Annotated in this window: 13 protein-coding genes; 6 read left to right on the forward strand and 7 right to left on the reverse strand. The window is 67.1% G+C overall.

Annotation, left to right across the window (positions count from 1 at the left end; all coding sequences use genetic code 11):
* Window positions 1–75: 75 nt before the first annotated feature.
* The 4 genes from ACWEVR_RS19870 to ACWEVR_RS19885 all read right to left on the reverse strand — a co-directional run bounded on the left by ACWEVR_RS19870 (window position 76) and on the right by ACWEVR_RS19885 (window position 4,562).
* Window positions 76–927, reverse strand: coding sequence for a hypothetical protein (locus ACWEVR_RS19870; RefSeq protein WP_452468136.1), 852 nt, complete (start codon window positions 925–927; stop codon window positions 76–78).
* A 173-nt stretch (window positions 928–1,100) separates the two neighbouring features.
* Window positions 1,101–2,597 (reverse strand): cytochrome ubiquinol oxidase subunit I, encoded by a 1,497-nt coding sequence (locus ACWEVR_RS19875; protein ID WP_452468303.1) that lies wholly within the window; start codon window positions 2,595–2,597, stop codon window positions 1,101–1,103.
* 114 nt (window positions 2,598–2,711) lie between these two features.
* Window positions 2,712–3,509 (reverse strand): family 1 encapsulin nanocompartment shell protein, encoded by a 798-nt coding sequence (locus ACWEVR_RS19880; protein ID WP_452468137.1) that lies wholly within the window; start codon window positions 3,507–3,509, stop codon window positions 2,712–2,714.
* Entirely contained in the window at window positions 3,510–4,562 is a 1,053-nt protein-coding gene (locus tag ACWEVR_RS19885; protein ID WP_452468138.1) for a Dyp-type peroxidase, read from the reverse strand.
* 97 nt (window positions 4,563–4,659) lie between these two features.
* Between ACWEVR_RS19885 and ACWEVR_RS19890 the strand changes: the two genes are divergently transcribed.
* A complete protein-coding gene (locus tag ACWEVR_RS19890; protein ID WP_452468139.1) occupies window positions 4,660–6,105 on the forward strand; it encodes a hypothetical protein in 1,446 nt (481 codons plus the stop codon).
* A 20-nt stretch (window positions 6,106–6,125) separates the two neighbouring features.
* Here the strand turns inward: ACWEVR_RS19890 and ACWEVR_RS19895 are convergent, their stop codons facing one another.
* Window positions 6,126–8,444, reverse strand: coding sequence for an FdhF/YdeP family oxidoreductase (locus ACWEVR_RS19895; protein WP_452468140.1), 2,319 nt, complete (start codon window positions 8,442–8,444; stop codon window positions 6,126–6,128).
* 293 nt (window positions 8,445–8,737) lie between these two features.
* On the opposite strand from ACWEVR_RS19895, the gene ACWEVR_RS19900 reads away from it, so the two are divergent.
* The 4 genes from ACWEVR_RS19900 to ACWEVR_RS19915 are packed head-to-tail and all read left to right on the forward strand — an operon-like array spanning window position 8,738 to window position 11,300.
* Window positions 8,738–9,850 (forward strand): FUSC family protein, encoded by a 1,113-nt coding sequence (locus ACWEVR_RS19900; protein WP_452468304.1) that lies wholly within the window; start codon window positions 8,738–8,740, stop codon window positions 9,848–9,850.
* Between the two features lie 6 nt (window positions 9,851–9,856).
* Window positions 9,857–10,774, forward strand: coding sequence for a LysR family transcriptional regulator (locus ACWEVR_RS19905; RefSeq protein WP_452468141.1), 918 nt, complete (start codon window positions 9,857–9,859; stop codon window positions 10,772–10,774).
* Between the two features lie 47 nt (window positions 10,775–10,821).
* Window positions 10,822–11,160, forward strand: a complete 339-nt coding sequence (locus tag ACWEVR_RS19910) for a DUF1345 domain-containing protein (protein WP_452468142.1) — start codon at window positions 10,822–10,824, stop codon at window positions 11,158–11,160.
* Entirely contained in the window at window positions 11,157–11,300 is a 144-nt protein-coding gene (locus ACWEVR_RS19915) for a DUF1345 domain-containing protein (RefSeq protein ID WP_312032646.1), read from the forward strand. The genes ACWEVR_RS19910 and ACWEVR_RS19915 overlap by 4 nt, the downstream gene beginning before the upstream one ends.
* On the opposite strand, the gene fdhD is transcribed toward ACWEVR_RS19915, so the two are convergent.
* Together fdhD and ACWEVR_RS19925 are read right to left on the reverse strand one after the other, a co-directional pair.
* Entirely contained in the window at window positions 11,290–12,141 is an 852-nt protein-coding gene (gene fdhD, locus ACWEVR_RS19920) for a formate dehydrogenase accessory sulfurtransferase FdhD (protein WP_452468143.1), read from the reverse strand. The genes ACWEVR_RS19915 and fdhD overlap by 11 nt on opposite strands.
* Window positions 12,142–12,277: 136 nt before the next feature.
* Window positions 12,278–12,643, reverse strand: a complete 366-nt coding sequence (locus ACWEVR_RS19925) for a DUF488 domain-containing protein (protein ID WP_452468144.1) — start codon at window positions 12,641–12,643, stop codon at window positions 12,278–12,280.
* Window positions 12,644–12,744: 101 nt separating this feature from the next.
* Between ACWEVR_RS19925 and ACWEVR_RS19930 the strand changes: the two genes are divergently transcribed.
* The gene (locus tag ACWEVR_RS19930; protein ID WP_452468145.1) at window positions 12,745–15,135 is read left to right on the forward strand and encodes an ATP-binding cassette domain-containing protein; all 2,391 of its coding nucleotides are present in this window, start codon (window positions 12,745–12,747) and stop codon (window positions 15,133–15,135) included.

Here is a 15,135-nt window from a genome sequence, read left to right on the forward strand (position 1 = left end):
GCACGCGAGCTACTTGCGGTCATTCCACGCGAAGGACCGGCTAAACGACCCGCCCGGTTCCGGAGGGAACCGGCATCACGCCCGTGAGCCGAAGAACTCTGCTCGGGCGGCGTCGACACGTGTCTGCGCCTGGGCGGCGCCCTGGAAACTGACCGCGGCCGAACCACCGCCGGCAAGCCCGAGCGCCAGCAGACCGCCTATGACCGAGAGGAGGTTCGGGTCGGGGAGGAGGCCGGTGTCGCTGGTCGGTGTGACGTCGTGGGCGGGGGCCGCCGGGCCTCCGCCCGGTGCGGGAGCGGCGGGCGGATCGGCCGCTCCACCGGGGGCCGGTGCGGAGGGTGAGTCGCCGCCGGGACCTGCTCCGGCCGGTGGCGCGCCGCCACCGCCTGGCGCGCCGTCACCGGGTCCTCCACCACCCGGCGCGCCGCCGGATTCGCCCGCGTCCGGCTGGGGAGCCTCCGGCTGGGCGGGTGCGGGAGCGTCCGGGGCAGGGGCCACCGGCGCGGATTGCGGGGCGGGGGCTTGCGGTTCCGGCGGATTCCCCGGGTTGTTGCCTTGGTTCCCGCCGCCGTTGCCTTGGTTGCCGTTGCCGTTGCCGGGGTTCGGGTTGCCGTTGTTGCCTTGGTTCCCGCCGCCGTTGCCTTGGTTGCCGTTTCCGTTGCCGGGGTCCGAGTTGCCCTGGTTGCCGCCGCCGTTGCCTTGGTTGCCGTTGCCGCTTCCCGGGTCCGAGTTCCCGTTGCCTCCGCCGCTGCCGTGGTCTCCGGGTTCGGCGACGAACCGGATCGCGCCGCTGTCGGGGAGTCTCGAGCTGTCGGTAGGGTCGAGCCCCGCGATGGCAACCTGGCCGCCCGGCGCCGGAGTGGGCTGGGCAGCAGCGAGCCCGCAGTAGCCGAGGAGCCCGAGGACACCCGCGGTACCGGCTACCACGGCGGTTCGTCTTATCCGACCGGCTGCCACTTGCCCTCCGTCCCGTCGCCGAAAGCCCACCACACACCAATGCGGTCGGATTCCGAGGGCCTGGCGTTACTGCTCCCGACCGTCGATCGGTCCCGAGCCGACAGTCGTCGACACTGCCCGAACGGCGTCGGACCCTCGGAGCTCTAGTAGGCGAAAGACAGCGGTTCGACGGGTTCGGCGCGGTGTCTGCCACCACCACTGCCGTCGTCGGGGCCCGAATCGTCGTGCTGCGACGTGGTCGAATCCGGCGCCGGGCCCGCGACGGTGTATCGATGCATGAGGTAGTACCAGGCCACCGCGAGCGCACCGTAGAGCACGGTGAACACGATCAGTGAGAACAGCACGGTGCCCGGTGCGTGGTCCGAGACACCCTGGTCCACGGTCATGCGGATGGTGAGGTCGCCGGCGAGGTCGGGAACGACCACCCAGGGCTGGCGCCCCATCTCGGTGAACACCCAGCCCGCGCTGTTGGCCAGGAACGGCGTCGGGATGGCGAGCAGGCTCAGCCAGCCGAACCAGCGCCGGTCGGGGGCGCGACCACCCCGGGTCACCCAGAATCCGGCGAGTAGCAGCACCACCGGGCCGGCGAGCAGGCCGACCATGGTGCGGAACGACCAGTAGGTGACGAACAGATTCGGCCGGTAATTGCCCGGCCCGTACTGCTCGACATAGGAACGTTGCAGATCCTCGACGCCCTGCAGGGTCACGCCGGTGAACTGGTCCTTGGCCAGAAAAGGCAGCACATAGGGAACCTCGATCAGGTGCTCCACGCTGTCGCAGTTGTTGTGCGTGCCGACGGTGAGCACCGAGAACTTCGGGTCCGTCGCCGTGTGACACAGCGACTCCGCCGAGGCCATCTTCATCGGCTGTTGATCGAACATGATCTTGCCCTGGATATCGCCCGTGAGTGCCACCACCACGATCGACGCCGCCACCACATACAGCGAACCGCGGGCGGCGGGACGCCAGAGCGTGGTGGCTTCGGACTGTTTCACCGGGTCACCACTGCGCCTATTGCGCACCATGAACCATCCGCAGATACCGGCGACGAACACCGACGCGGTGAGGAACGCACCGGCGACCACATGCGGGAACGCCGCCAGCGTCGTGTTGTTGGTGAGCAACGTCCAGATGCTGTCCAGTTCGGCCCGGCCGGTCTCGGGATCGAACCTGGCGCCGACCGGATGCTGCATGAACGAGTTGGCCGCGATGATGAAATACGCCGACGCGTTCACCCCGATGGCCACCAACCAGATCGTGGCCAGGTGAACGAGTCTGGGCAGCCGGGACCAGCCGAAGATCCACAGTCCGATGAAGGTCGATTCGAGGAAGAAGGCGACCAACGCCTCCAAAGCCAAAGGGGCGCCGAAGATATCGCCGACGAATCGGGAGTACTCGCTCCAGTTCATCCCGAACTGGAACTCCTGCACGATGCCGGTTGCCACGCCGATGGCGAAATTGATCAGGAACAATTTGCCGAAGAACTTGGTGAGCCGATACCACTTCTCGTCGCCGGTGACGACCCACGCGGTCTGCATTCCCGCGACGATCGGAGCAAGACCGATGGTCAGCGGTACGAAGATGAAGTGATACACCGTGGTGATACCGAATTGCCACCTCGAGATATCGACGGTGCTCATCGCCAGCGTACTCATCGTCGGTCTCCTGCCGTCGTTATGAACTGTCGCCGAAGCAGACGCGTGTGCGCCGTTGTCGAGAGGAGCGTCGAACGTGATGTTCTCGGCAGTCGAGGTTCAGGACCCCAGTGATACCGCTGCTTCGGAGGTCTCGACCAGGAAGGTGAAGGTTTCCTGGAAGTACAGCTGGACCGTCTCGGCGTCGTGGCTGAGGTATCCGATCGACAGGTCCTGACCGATGGCGAATTCGAAGTCGCCGCCGCGAGTGGTGAGGGCGAAACCGCCGGTGATGGCCGGTGCCCAGATGATCTCGCCGTCGATGAGGCGCTCGATGTGGGTGCGGATCGGGTGGCCGTGGTCGGAGGTTTCGCTGACCTTGGTGTACAGGTCGGCGCTGAGCAGCACCGAGTACGGTCCCTGGACACCGGCCAGGCGCAGTTCGGTGAGGGCGTGGGAAATGGCGTCGGGGATGTCGACCACATTGCCGGGCAGGGCGACGGGGGAGTTGGAGGCGGCGGCGCGGATGCCGGTGATGCCCGCGGCGGTGTAGCCCTCGAAGATCGCGCGGTCTTCGGCGAAGGCGATCTGCTGAGCGGCGTCTTTGAGGTTGTCGAGGTCGGCGTCGGGGGCGCCGCGTTCGATGTCGTCGAGTTCGGAGCGCTTCAACGTGAAGGGCACCCGCAGTTCCACGAGCGGCTGTACGACGCGCTGGTGTGCCTGTACACCGTCGTCGGGGGAGTCGGCCGGGGTGAGCCTGCCCCGGTTGAGCGCCGAGTAGGCCACGCCTCGGGGACCGGACACGTCGATGACCCGGCGTCCGGCGATATTGCGCTTGAACGTGCGGGTGGCTTCTTCCTCGATCTGTGTCCAGGCCTCGTCGGTGATCGGCGCGAGTTCGCGATGCAGATTGTTCATTCAGTTACTCCCTTTCATGGACCCGATGGAGAGCGAACCGTCCGAGACCACCGGTGCCGCCTCGGCGGCGATGACCGGAGCGAACTCGGGAACGTCGATGTCGACGTCTTCGTCGGCGACGAATGAGGGTGCATCAGGCAGATCGCCGAGGAAATCGGCGGACGGAGCGAAGAACAGACTTCCGGTGACAGCGGTGGAGAAGTCGAGAATGCGGTCGTAGGGGGCATCGTCGGTGCCGAGAAACATGCGCTCGAGCATCTTCTCCGGTACGGACGGCGTGGCGCAATAGGCGATGTAATACGTGCCGAGCTGACCGTCTCCGACGGTGCCGAACGGCATATTCGCGCGCACGATATCGTGCTCCACGCCGTCGGCATCGACGATCGTGTTCATGGTGACGTGGGAGCTGGGTGGCTTCACGTCGTCGGGCAGTTCGTAATCGCTGAGTTTGGTACGCCCGATGATGAGCTCCTGCTCCTCGATCGTCAGAGCATTCCATTCGTCGAGTGGGTGCAGGTATTTCTGCACCATCACGTAACTGCCACCGGCGAAGGCCGGATCCTCGTCGCCGACGAGAACTGCCGCCTCGGCCGCGCCGCCCTCCGGATTCGCGGTCCCGTCGACGAACCCGAGCAGATCGCGCTGTTCGAAGTAGCGGAACCCCGATGTCTCGTCGACAACGGTCGCCGCGTCGCGCAGCCTGGTCGCGATCGCCATCGCCAATTCGTAACAGGTGCCCGTCATCTCGCTCCTGATGTGGAACAGCAGATCGCCGGGAGTGGCGGGGCAGGAGTGCACCGGCCCGGCATAGCCGGGGAACTCGTGCAGTTCGGCGGGCTCGGGACCGGTGAACAACCGGCCCCACGCGCGGTGCCCGATACCGACGACACAGCTGAGGTTCTGATCCGGGGTGCGGAAACCGACCGACTTGCGTAGATCGTCGACCTCGGCCAGGAGCTCGCGGACCGCCGCCTCACCGCCCGCATCGATGGTGGCGACGAGAAAGATCGCTGCCTGTGTGAGTGGAACGAGGACCCGCTGCGGCTCACCCATGGCGGTCAGCCTACGGCCCACCGGTGTTCGGGATGTGCTTCATCGGTGCGTGTCAGACAGTGTGTCCCCTTCGCCGGAATACGGCAGTATCTGCCCCATGTTCGCTCGTCATACCAGCCGATCAGTTCTGCTCGTGCTCGGCGCGATCGCTGTGTTGTCCTCGGGCACCGGCACGGCCGGTCCCGGCTGGGGGCCGCTCGCCGCGCCGAATCCGTTCCTCGGGCCGACCGGTACGGCGACGATGCACGGCGACGCGGGATCGTCGGACGCGGTGCCGCACGCGGGACCCGGTCCTGGCGCGCGAGGCATCGGCGGGTACCCACTCGGGGCGGCCTGCCCGACCCTGCTGCAGGGTTCCGACGGGCTCGTCGTGGCGCTGTGTACGGCGGTGGCCGATCGTGCGCCGGTAGTGCATTTGATCGACCCGTCCGCCGGGGGAATTCCGGATGCCGGGTCGGCGATGTCCGGATCGCTCGCACAGTTGACTTTGGCCAAAGGCGGCCTGCTCGGCGGGGTGTACGCCTATCTCGACCACGCCGACCGACTGGTCGTGGTCGACGGCAATCGCGCGCTCCTGCGGATCGCCCACGAACGCGGCGCCAGGGGATGGGAATTGCGCGTGGTGGAAGCCGTCGACCTGACCACGGCCATTCCGGCGGACGACGGTGTCACCGGCCTGGTGCCCGACTGGTCGGGCACGGTGTGGTTCGCGACGGAGAACGGCATCGTCGGGACAGTCACCGCGGAAGGCGAGATCGCCACGCTGACTCTTCCCGCCGAGGAGAAGGTGGCCAACAGCATCTCCTCCGCGCCGAGCGGCCGGGTGGCGGTCGCGACCACGCACGCGCTCTACGAACTCGGCACCGATGCTTCGGGCGAGCCGGTGCAGCTGTGGCGCGCGGCCTACGACCGGGGCCCGGCCCGCAAACCGGGGCAGCTGTCGTGGGGCACCGGGTCGACGCCGACGTATTTCGGCCCGGATACCGGCGCCGACTATCTCACCGTCGTCGACAACGCCGCCGATCAGGTGAAGGTGCTCGTATTCCGTTCCGGCAGTGGCGAACTCGTCTGCTCTCGGCCGGTGCTCACCAAAGGCGGTGCGGGCAGCGAGAATTCGCCGATCGGTATCGGCGGCTCGGTTTTCGTGGCCTCCACCTACGGTTATCCGTACCCGGCGGTGCCGGACGGCGCCGGTCCGGCGCAACCCGAGACAGCGCCGTTCGCCGGCGGCATGACGCGCGTCGACGTGGACCGCGACGGCTGCCGAACGGTCTGGGAGAACACGGTGCGCAGTGCCGCGGTACCGCACATCTCGACAGCGGACGGACTCGTCTACACGGTCACCCGCGACGGCACACCGAACTCGACACCCATCGACGGCTACTCCTTCACCGTCATCGATCCCGAGGACGGCGCAGTGGTGAGCCGAAACGAACTGCCACCCACCATGCTCGCCGACCCACTGCAAACCTCGCCGTTGATCCTGCGCAACGGCGAGGTGCTACAGGGAGTAACCACAGGCATCGTCCGAATCGGTCGCTGAATTTCCTCGACGACAAGGATTCAGGCCGAGCGGGTGATGGTGACCTTCACGTTCTTCATGATCGGCTGATCGCTCTGGGTGCTGATGTCGCCGATCGCGCACAACACATTGAGTTCGGGCATGTATCCGGCTGCGCAACCGCGGGGGATGTCGTAGGGGATGACCTTGTAGTTGTGGACCGACCGGGTGCTGCCGTCGCGGGCGATGCTGGTGATATCGACGTCGTCGAATTGCGACAGGCCGCGTTCGCGCATGTCGTCGCCGTTCATGAAAACGAGGGTGCGCAGATTCTTGATGCCGCGGTAGCGGTCGTTGTCGGAATAGATGGTGGTGTTCCACTGGTCGTGTGAACGCAGCGTCGCCAGGCGCAGAATGCCGGGTTCCTGGGTGAGGTCGGGCAGATCGGCGCAGGAGAACTCGGCTTTGCCCGAGGGCGTGAGGAAGATCAGTTCCCGGGCCGGTTGCTTGATGCGGAAGCCGAGCGGCAGACGCACGCGCCGGTTGAAGTCCTCGAAGCCGTCGAGCACTTGCGACATGGTGTCGCGAATGCGGTCGTAGTCGGCAACATAGTAGTTCCATGGCGTTTTACTCTGTGGCAGTGCGGCTTTCGCGATTCCGGCGATGATGGCCGGTTCCGACAGCAGGTGCCGGGAGGCCGGCTTCTTCATGCCCTTGGACAGGTGGACCATCGCCATCGAGTCCTCGACCGAGGTCTGCTGTTCCCCGCCGCGCTGGATGTCCTTCTCGGTGCGGCCCAGGCACGGCAGGATCAGGGCTTCGGTGCCGTGCACGAGGTGGCTGCGGTTGAGTTTGGTGCTCACCTGGATGGTGAGGTCGCATTTGCGCAGGGCCTCGTAGGTGTAGGCGGTGTCGGGCGCGGCGAGCGCGAAATTGCCGCCCATCGCCATGAACACCTTCAGTTTTCCGGCCTGCATCGCCTCGATGGTCGCGACGACGTCGTAGCCGTCGGCACGCGGTGAGGTGATGCCGCAGGCCTCGTCGAGCCGATCGAGGAACTGCGCCGCCGGCTTGTTCGCGATGCCGCAGGTGCGGTTGCCCTGCACATTGCTGTGCCCGCGCACCGGTGACGGACCGGCACCCTCGCGCCCCAGATTGCCGCGCAACAGCAGCACGTTCACGATCTCGCGAACGGTGTCGACGCCGTGCTCGTGCTGGGTCACCCCGAGGCACCAGCTGATGATGCTTCGATCGGCCTCGCAGTACACGCGCGCGGCCTTACGGACCTCGTCCTCGGTGAGCCCGGACTGTTCCTCGATCGTCGACCACGGCGTGGCCTCGACGACCGCGCGGTATTCCTCGAACCCGTGGGTGTGCCGTTCGATGAACTGATGATCGAGCGCCTTGGGATCGGATTCGGATTCCTCGAACACGGCCTTGGCGATGCCACGCATCAGGGCGAAGTCACCGCCGATGCGCGGCTGCAGGTTCAGTGTCGAGGTATCGGTCGTGCGGAACGTCGCCATCCGCAGGATCTCGTGCGGAATGATGGTGCGCGTCGCACCGGCTTCCACGAGCGGATTGATGTGCACGATCTGCGCGCCACGCCGGTCGGCCTCGGCGAGGGCGGTCAGCATGCGTGGTGCGTTGGAGGCGGCGTTCACGCCGAGGATGAACAGCGCGTCGGTGGTTTCCCAGTCCTCGAGATCGCAGGTGCCCTTACCGGTCCCGAGCGCGGCCTGCAGCGCACGTCCACTCGCCTCGTGGCACATGTTCGAGCAGTCGGGCAGATTGTTGGTGCCGAGCTCCCGGGCCATCAGCTGATAGAGGAACGTCGCCTCGTTACCGAGCCGGCCCGAGGTGTAATAGGCCGCCAGATTCGGATCGTCGAGTTCGCGTAAGGCCCTGCCCGCCATCTCGAACGCGTCGTCCCAACTGATCGGGACGTAATGGTCGGTGACCGGGTCGTAGCGCATCGGCTCGGTGAGCCTGCCCTGATTCTCGAGGTCGTGCTCGCTCCAGGTGGACAGTTCCGCCACCGAATGCTCGGCGAAGAATTCCCGCGTCACCCGTTTGTGCGTCATCTCCCAGGTGACATGTTTGATGCCGTTCTCACAGATGTCGAGATGAATACCCTTGATCGAATCGGGCCACGCACATCCCGGGCAGTCGAAACCACCGTTCTCGTGATTCATCTTGATGATGGCGCGGGTACCGAGCAGTGGCTCTTTCTCCTGGCCGATCATGAATTCGGTGACCGCCTTCGCGGCACCCCACCCGGCGGCCGGATGATGATACGGCTTGAATTCCGGGGTCGCCGCGCGGTCGCGAGCACCGCTCGGGCCGTCGTCGGGGTCGAACTCTCCAAACGCATCGGTCATGACAGTCCCTTCGACGATTTCGAAGCCGGTCTTCCCGTCCGCCGGAATTCTCTCCCCGGAGAGTCACGATTCGAGGTAGGCGGGCCGTCACTATCGTCGCTGTTGCGGGCGGCCATGGCCAAGACCGACTTCCGACTGCTCGATAGGTGTGGCTTATCGCTGCCGCGTACGCGATGAATTCGTCCGATGTGCCCGATTCCGGCCGGTTGACGCCTCGCGAACGATTCATGCACCGTGGTTCATCGGCCCTACGGGCATGCCCGCGACCGACCCTCGGAGGAATCTTGCGCACCATGCTGAACCAGGCGCGCCCGGTGTTTCGGCGATTCGTCACCGAGATCGATCATCTGCCCGCCGCTCGCGTCTTCGTCGGCTTGGCGATCCCCGGTCTGATGCTCGTCGCCGCCGGGCGCACCGACCTGCTCATCTACGCGGTGTTCGGTTCCTTCACCGGCATGTACGGGTTCGCCGAAGCACCGAGGCAACGACTAGCCCACCAGTGCGAGGCCGCCGTGATGCTGGTCGGCGCGGTGGGGGCGGGCATTCTGCTCGGTCGGCTGCACGCTCCGCCCGCGGTGCTGGTCGCGGCCGTCGCCGTGTTCGCCGCGGTGGCGTCACCGGTCACCGACCGGCTCGGGTTGCGGCCGGAGGGCCCGTTCTTCGGGATCTTCGCTTTCGGCGCGATCGCGATGGTGGCCGACACCCAGCGTCATCCGGTCACCGCGCTGCTGGTCTGCGCCGGTACTGCGATCCTGTGCGTCGCCGTCGGATACCTGGAATCCACTCGTAGGGTGCGGCGCGGTACGGCCACCGACGTGCCGCGCCGATGTCCACCGCACCGCCGGGGCATCGACTCGACGACCCAGGCCGGCCGCTACGCACTGGCGATCTCACTGTCCGGTGGCATCGGTCTGCTGCTCGGTGTCGGGCACGCCAACTGGGCCATGGCCGGTGCGGCCGTGCCGTTGGCGGCGGCGACCTCGCGCGACCGGCTGACCCGTGGGATACACCGGGTGATCGGCACCTTCCTCGGTCTGCTCGTGGCGACACCGCTGCTGATCCCGGGACCGAGCCCGGCGGTGCTCGGGCTCGCGATCATCGCGCTGCTGTATCCGACCGAGCTGTTCATGGCGCGTCACTACGCGCTGGCGCTCGGCTTCTTCACGCCGCTGATCATGGCGATGACCGAGCTCGCCGACCCGACCGATCCCCTCACCATGCTCACCGAGCGCGGGCTCGACACGGTGATCGGCGTGGCGGTGGGATTAGCTGTCGCATTGCTGATCCGGGATCCGGCACCGCATACTGTCGTCATGGGACCGTACCCGGACAAGGCGCCCGCCGAGCACGCGCGCGAGATCGCCCACGCCCGCCACACGACGGCCGCCGTCCGAGACGACGACTAGGCAGACGTGCTCTTCCGTCAGCTCGAGTACTTCGTGGCGCTCGCCAGGGAACGTCACTTCGCCCGTGCGGCCAAGTCCTGCTACGTATCCCAACCCGCACTGTCCGAAGCGCTGCGCAAGCTCGAGCACGAGCTCGGTGTGCCGCTGGTCCGGCGGGGACACAGCTTCGAGGGGCTCACGCCGGAAGGGGAGCGGCTGGTCCTGTGGGCCCGGCGGATCCTGGCCGACCGCGACGCGCTCGAACACGAAGTCGCCGCCCTGCAAACCGGTTTGACCGGTGAGCTGCGGATCGGCGTGATTCCGGCGGCATCGAGCACCGTCGCCCTGCTCACCGACCCGTTCTGCGTCGAACATCCGCTGGTTCGGGTGCGGCTGGAAACCAAACTGCGCTCACTCGACATCGTCGAGCGTATCCGCCGGTACGAACTCGACGCGGGCGTCGTCTACGCGCGAGGGGTCGACACCAGCGGGCTCATCCGCACCCCGCTCTACACCGAACGGCACGTGCTGCTCGCAGGCACCGAACTGCTGGCGGGGCGCACCGGAACGATCACCTGGGCCGAGGCGCTGGAGATGCCGATGTGCCTGCTGCACAAGGAAATGCGGGGGCGACAGCTCCTCGACGAAGCGCTCGCCGGGCGCGGGCTGCGCGCCGCGCCGCAGATCGAGACCGATTCCGTGGTCGCGTTGCTCGCGCATGTGAGCACCGGTCGCTGGGCGTGTGTCGTGCCGCAGCCCTGGCTGCGCACCCTGCCCGCGCCCGCCGGGGTCCGGATACTCGCTCTCGACGACCCGGTCGTCTCCGCCGAGATCGTGCTGGTCACGGCGGCGGGGGAGCCCGGCTCGGTACTGGCAAAGGCGCTGGTCACGACCGCTGGGGCCGCCGACCTGGACGCCGTGCTCGGCGAGCCCGCACCGGGCTGACCGACGATCACGCGATCGTCGAGGACCGTTGGGTACGCTGCACCGCCATGAGCAGTCCGTTGCTGTTGTCGGCGGTCACCCGCCTGCTCGGTGCTGTCGTGCTCGGTGCCGCGGCGGGAGCGGCCGTGGCTATCGGCAGCGAACCGGCACTCGGTGTGCTCACCGGCATCGCCACTGCCGCAACGATTTTCGTCGTCGCCGGCTGGGTAGTGCTCTGGCCGATGGACGCCGAGCGGACCAGGGCCAATGCCCGGCGCGAGGACTTCCAGCCGTTGATCGAGGAGACGTCGGTCGTCGTCGCCGCGCTCAGCGGGCTCGTCGCCATCGTCCTCATCCTCGTGCTCGGCAGATCCGACGAAGGCCATATCGCGGCCGCGACGGCATGACCTATCAGGTCTCCGACACCAACGTCACGAAGGCGGGGATCCGCTCCATCGTGCTCCGCCACTGTCTGCTGTCCTACGCCTTCGGCACCGTCATTCTCGCGACCACGATCAATCTCGTCGCCGGCATCGTCAGCGAGTGAGCAGCCCTTGGCGATGGTCCGTCACCAGTCGCTGCGCACCGGCGTAGACGTTCATCGAATCGCCGCGCAGGAATCCGACCAGGGTCAACCCGTTGTCGGCAGCGAGATCCACCGCCAGCGACGACGGCGCGGAGACCGCCGCCAATACCGGAATGCCCGCCATGAGCGCCTTCTGTACCAGTTCGAAGGATGCCCGTCCGCTCACCATCAGAACGGTTTCGCGCAACGGCAGCAGTGCGGCCCGCAAGGCGGCGCCGATCACCTTGTCGACCGCGTTGTGTCTGCCGACGTCCTCACGCAGGTACAGCATCGATCCGTCGGCGGTGAACAGTCCGGCCGCGTGCAAGCCACCGGTGGTGTCGAACACCTTCTGTGCGTCACGAAGCCGGTCCAGCAGGGTCGCCAGGACTTCGGGCGGGCAACGCACGGGATCGTCTGCCACCGACCAGGTCGCAGCGGTGCGCACCGCATCGAGGCTGGCCTTGCCGCACAGTCCGCAGGAGGACGTGGTGTAGAAGTTGCGTTCCAGCGACGGGTCAGGGGCGGCGACACCGGGGGCCAGGACCACGTCCACGATGTTGTAGGTGTTGGTGCCCTCGGCGGTCGCGCCCGCGCAGTAGCGGATTCCGGCGATCTGATCCGGCGATCGAACGACCCCCTCGCTCACCAGAAAGCCTGCCGCGAGGTCGAAATCGTTTCCCGGCGTCCGCATCGTCACGGTCAGCGGGCGGCCGCCCACCCGGATCTCGAGCGGTTCCTCGCTCACCAGGGTGTCGGGACGTTCGCTGTGCACGCCGTCCCTGATGCGCAGCACAGGTCGTCGCACGGTCACTCGTCCCACTGTGTTCTCCGCTTCTCTGGTCGGATCGCAGGCACTGCTCACCGACAGTCAAGGCCGCCGGGTGATTCGCGTCAAAGTCGCCTCTCCGATCGGTCGACAACCGTGACTTATCATCCGAGGACACCGGTTACGGGGCCTACTTCCCGTCGAGGATGTCGGCGAGCACCGTCGCCTCGCTCATGTCGACGAGGCGGGACGCGGTCAACAGGGTCAGCGGACCGCTTTTCGCCATCTCACGCAGTTCCTCGAAGGCGGCCGCCTGGGGCGGCTGCTCGAGTTCGGCCCGGTATCTGCGCGCGAACTCGCCGAACTTCTCCGGTGTGTGGTGGTACCACTTGCGCAGTTCGGTCGACGGTGCGACGTCCTTGCACCAGGTGGTCAGGTCGGCTCGTTCCTTGCTGATGCCGCGGGGCCACAGCCGGTCGACGAGGACGCGTCGGCCGTCGGCCGGCTCGGGGTCTTCGTAGATCCTGCGCACGCGAACATTCCGGGACTTCGTCATGTGCCCTCTTTCGCCGGTCGATGTAGGGCGGAAGCTGCCGGTCACTGTATAGCGGGCACCCCGGCAACGGCGGTAGCAACGCTTCGCGGGGAGTAGGGTCGATGGCTGTGGATTCGCGCGAGATCGATTCTTCGGTTCGGGTGCGTGGTGCCCGGGTCCACAATCTGCGCGATGTCGATGTCGATCTGCCGCGTAATGCCCTGGTCGCGTTCACCGGTGTGTCGGGCTCGGGGAAGTCCTCGCTGGCGTTCGGGACGCTCTATGCCGAATCGCAGCGCCGGTACCTGGAGTCGGTCGCGCCGTATGCCCGTCGGTTGCTGAACCAGGTCGAAGCGCCCGACGTGGACGAGGTTTCGGGGATGCCGCCGACGGTGGCGCTGGCCCAGCGGCGGTCCACGCCGTCGTCCCGGTCCACCGTCGGCACGGTGAGTGCCCTGTCGAACACGCTGCGGCTGTTGATGTCGCGCGAAGGCGACTACCCGGAGGGGCCCGCGCGGACCGGGCCAGGACACTATCCGGCGGGAACCAACCGGTTGTACTCGGATGCCTTCTCGCCCAACACCGTCGAGGGCGCGTGTCCGCGCTGCCACGGGCAGGGCGTGGTCCACGAAGCCACCGAGGAATCGATGGTGCCCGACCCGTCGCTCAGCATCAGGGCGGGGGCGATCGCGTCGTGGCCCGGCGCCTGGCAGGGCAAGAATCTGCGCGATGTGGTCGCCGCGCTGGGTTACGACATCGACCGCCCCTGGCGCGAACTCGACGCGGCCGACCGTGAGTGGATCCTGTTCAGCGACGAACAACCCGTCGTCACCGTGCATCCCGAGCGTGAGGCCCACCGCATCCATCGCCCCTACCAGGGCACCTTCAGCAGCGCTCGCAGACTGCTGCTCAAAGCCCACGCCGAATCCAAGAGCGAGAAGACCCGGGCCAAGGCCGCGGAATTCCTGCACACCACCGTGTGCCCGCTGTGCCATGGACACCGGCTCAAGCCCGAATCGCTGGCGGTGACCTTCGCCGGTTACAACATCGCCGAACTCGGTGAACTGCCGTTGCACGAACTGGCCGAGGTGCTACGGCCCTACACCTCCGGCACCGGCGCGGTGGCCGTGCTCACCCAGGACCTCACATCCCGGCTGGATGTGCTGATCGAACTCGGCCTCGGCTACCTCGGCATCGACCGGGAAAGCCCGACACTTTCCGGTGGTGAACTGCAGCGCCTGCGGTTGGCGGGGCAGTTGCGGTCGGGGCTGTTCGGTGTCGTCTACGTGTTGGACGAACCCTCGGCCGGGCTGCACCCCGCCGACACCGCCGCGCTCACCACCGTCCTGCGCAGGCTCGAAAAGTCCGGCAACAGTGTCCTTCTCGTCGAACACGACATGGATGTGGTGCGCCACGCCGACTGGGTGGTCGATGTCGGTCCGGGCGCAGGCGTCAACGGGGGACGGGTGCTCTACAGCGGAGAAGTGGCCGGTCTGCGTGCGGTCCCCGATTCGGTGACCCGGCGATACCTGTTCGACGAGGTGTCGCGCGAACCGCGGGTGCCACGCGTGCGCAACGGCACGCTGGAGTTGCGTGGAATCGAGATCAACAACGTGCGCGGTGTCGACGTCGACCTGCCGCTCGGGGTCTTCACCGCCGTGACCGGGGTGTCGGGTGCGGGCAAAACCAGTCTGTTGCGGGCGATTTCAGCGGGCGCCGAAGCAGATCCGGCCGTAAATCGGGTGGTCGAGGTGGATCAGGCGCCGATCGGGCGCACCCCGCGTTCGAACCTGGCCACCTACACCGGGCTGTTCGACACTGTCCGAGCCCTTTTCGCCGACACCCCCGCGGCGCGAGCGCGCGGTTACGGGATCGGCCGCTTCTCCTTCAACGTCACCGAAGGACGCTGCCCGACCTGCCAGGGCGAGGGGTACATCACCGTGGAACTGCTCTTCCTGCCCAGCACCTACACCCCGTGCCCGGACTGCCACGGTGCCCGCTACAACCCCGAAACCCTCGAGATCACCTACCGCGACACGACGATCGCCGGAGTGCTCGACATGACCGTCGAACAGGCCGAACCGTTCTTCGCCGACGTTCCCGCGGTGCACCGCGCGCTCCACACGCTCCTCGATGTCGGGCTCGGCTACCTGCGGCTCGGCCAGCCCGCCACCGAGCTCTCCGGTGGCGAGGCCCAGCGGGTGAAGCTGGCCACCGAACTGCAACGCACCCGGCGCGCGGGCACGCTGTACCTGCTGGACGAGCCGACCACCGGGCTGCACCCCGCCGACACCGAAGTGCTGCTCGCCCAACTCGATTCGCTCGTCGACTCCGGCGCGACCGTGGTGGTCGCCGAACACGACATGGTCGTGGTCGCGCGGTCCGATCACGTGATCGACATGGGCCCCGACGGCGGCGCCCGCGGCGGCCGGATCGTCGCCGAGGGCACCCCGAAGCACGTCGCGGTCGCGCCGGACAGCCGAACCGCCCCCTACCTGGCGCGGGTGCTGTGA

This window comes from Nocardia sp. NPDC003979 (assembly GCF_053605015.1).

Coding starts and splice junctions, on each gene's coding strand:
- ACWEVR_RS19875 (WP_452468303.1), bottom strand. CDS start 2,597: ATGAGCACCGTCGATATCTCGAGGTGGCAATTCGGTATCACCACGGTG.
- ACWEVR_RS19880 (WP_452468137.1), bottom strand. CDS start 3,509: ATGAACAATCTGCATCGCGAACTCGCGCCGATCACCGACGAGGCCTGG.
- ACWEVR_RS19885 (WP_452468138.1), bottom strand. CDS start 4,562: ATGGGTGAGCCGCAGCGGGTCCTCGTTCCACTCACACAGGCAGCGATC.
- ACWEVR_RS19890 (WP_452468139.1), top strand. CDS start 4,660: ATGTTCGCTCGTCATACCAGCCGATCAGTTCTGCTCGTGCTCGGCGCG.
- ACWEVR_RS19895 (WP_452468140.1), bottom strand. CDS start 8,444: ATGACCGATGCGTTTGGAGAGTTCGACCCCGACGACGGCCCGAGCGGT.
- ACWEVR_RS19900 (WP_452468304.1), top strand. CDS start 8,738: ATGCTGAACCAGGCGCGCCCGGTGTTTCGGCGATTCGTCACCGAGATC.
- ACWEVR_RS19910 (WP_452468142.1), top strand. CDS start 10,822: ATGAGCAGTCCGTTGCTGTTGTCGGCGGTCACCCGCCTGCTCGGTGCT.
- ACWEVR_RS19915 (WP_312032646.1), top strand. CDS start 11,157: ATGACCTATCAGGTCTCCGACACCAACGTCACGAAGGCGGGGATCCGC.
- ACWEVR_RS19925 (WP_452468144.1), bottom strand. CDS start 12,643: ATGACGAAGTCCCGGAATGTTCGCGTGCGCAGGATCTACGAAGACCCC.
- ACWEVR_RS19930 (WP_452468145.1), top strand. CDS start 12,745: ATGGCTGTGGATTCGCGCGAGATCGATTCTTCGGTTCGGGTGCGTGGT.